This is a genomic window from Melghirimyces profundicolus, from assembly GCF_003054245.1.
Lineage (GTDB): Bacteria > Bacillota > Bacilli > Thermoactinomycetales > DSM-45169 > Melghirimyces > Melghirimyces profundicolus.
In genome coordinates, this window is sequence record NZ_QBKR01000061.1 from 1 (window position 1) to 1,696 (window position 1,696).

Genomic DNA, 1,696 nt, shown 5'->3' on the forward strand with positions numbered 1-1,696 from the left:
AACTGGGAACGGGACATGTAGAAGTCACATCCGTGGATTTCACCCAAGCGGACATCGCTCAGACCCGTCCGGAATTCCCCTTTCCGAAAACACATGGGGGAGGAGCCGTCGCAGCAGCCGCCGCTCTGATGAAACATCAGCTCCCCGTGCGCTTCCCGGAGTCGGTCGATCACCTTCTTCGCCTCTTCCGTGACGAGAACGCGCGGAACGCGCTCCATTAAACTCCCTCCTTTTCGGATCAGAACAACCCGACGGGGGTTTGATCGTAGGAGATGAGGAGGTTCTTCGTCTGCTGGTAATGCTCCAGCATCATCCTGTGGTTCTCGCGCCCGATGCCGGATTGCTTGTAACCGCCGAAGGCGGCGTGGGCGGGATACTGGTGGTAGCAGTTGACCCACACCCGTCCGGCTTCCATTCCGCGGGCGAGCTGGTAGGCTTGGTGCATATCCCTCGTCCAAAGACCGGCTCCCAGTCCGTACAAGGTATCGTTGGCGATCTCCAGAAGCTCCTCTTCATCCTTGAACCGGGTCACCGACACCACCGGTCCGAAGATTTCCTCCTGGAAGATCCGCATTTGGTTGTTTCCTTCAAACACCGTCGGTTTCACATAAAAACCGTCGGGATACTGTTCGTTTTTATACGCTTCTCCGCCGATGAGCACCTTGGCCCCTTCCTGTTTCCCGATGTCCAGATAACTCATGATCTTCTCGAACTGATCCCGGGAAGCCTGGGCCCCCATCATGGTTTGGGGGTTCAGCGGATCGCCCATCTTAATCTTTTCCACCCGCTTCAGGGCCCGCTCCATGAATTCATCGTAGATGGAATCCTGGATCAGCGCCCGGGACGGACAGGTGCAGACTTCCCCCTGGTTCAAAGCGAACATGGTGAAGCCTTCGATCGCTTTTTCCAGGAAGGAATCGTCTTTGGCCAACACGCTCTCGGTAAACACGTTGGGGGACTTTCCGCCCAGCTCCAGGGTGACCGGTTTGATGTTTTCGGAGGCGAACTGCATGATCAGCCGGCCCGTGGTGGTCTCCCCGGTGAAGGCGATCTTGCCCACTTCCGGATGAGTGGCCAGGGACTGGCCGGCTTCCGGTCCAAAACCGTTCACGACGTTCAGAACCCCCGGAGGCAAGAGATCCGCCACCAGCTCGGCGAAGAGCAGGATCGTGGCCGGGGTCTGTTCCGCCGGCTTCAGGACGACGCAGTTCCCCGCGGCCAGAGCGGGAGCCAGCTTCCACGCCGCCATGAGGAGGGGGAAATTCCAGGGGATGATCTGCCCCACGACGCCGATCGGTTCCTTGATGTGCATGGACACCGTATGGGCGTCGATTTCGGACACTCCGCCTTCTTCGCCCCGGATCACACCGGCGAAATAGCGGAAGTGATCCGCTGCCAGCGGAAGGTCGGCCGCCAGGGCTTCCCGGATCGGCTTCCCGTTGTCCCAGGTCTCGGACAGGGCGAGCATCTCCCGGTTCTCATCGATCCGATCCGCGATCTTCAGGAGGATTTGACTCCTTTCGGCCGGCGGGGTGTTCCCCCACTTGACCTTTGCCTCGTGGGCTTTCTGGATCGCCAGATCGATATCTTCCTTCTTGGAGCGGGGCACCCGGGTGAACACCTTTCCGTCCACCGGAGACGGATTGTCGAAGTATTCCCCTCCGAGGGGGGCCACCCACTCTCCTCCGATGAAATT

At 59.4% G+C, this 1,696-nt stretch carries 2 protein-coding genes; both read right to left on the reverse strand.

Translation table 11 applies throughout. The features are described from left to right. A partial coding sequence (locus C8P63_RS18655; RefSeq protein ID WP_146172226.1) for a DUF779 domain-containing protein occupies positions 1-218 on the reverse strand: 218 nt, incomplete at its 3' end. A gap of 20 nt (positions 219-238) precedes the next feature. After that, the coding region (locus tag C8P63_RS18660; RefSeq protein WP_108026909.1) for an aldehyde dehydrogenase family protein at positions 239-1,696 on the reverse strand (1,458 nt) is incomplete at its 5' end.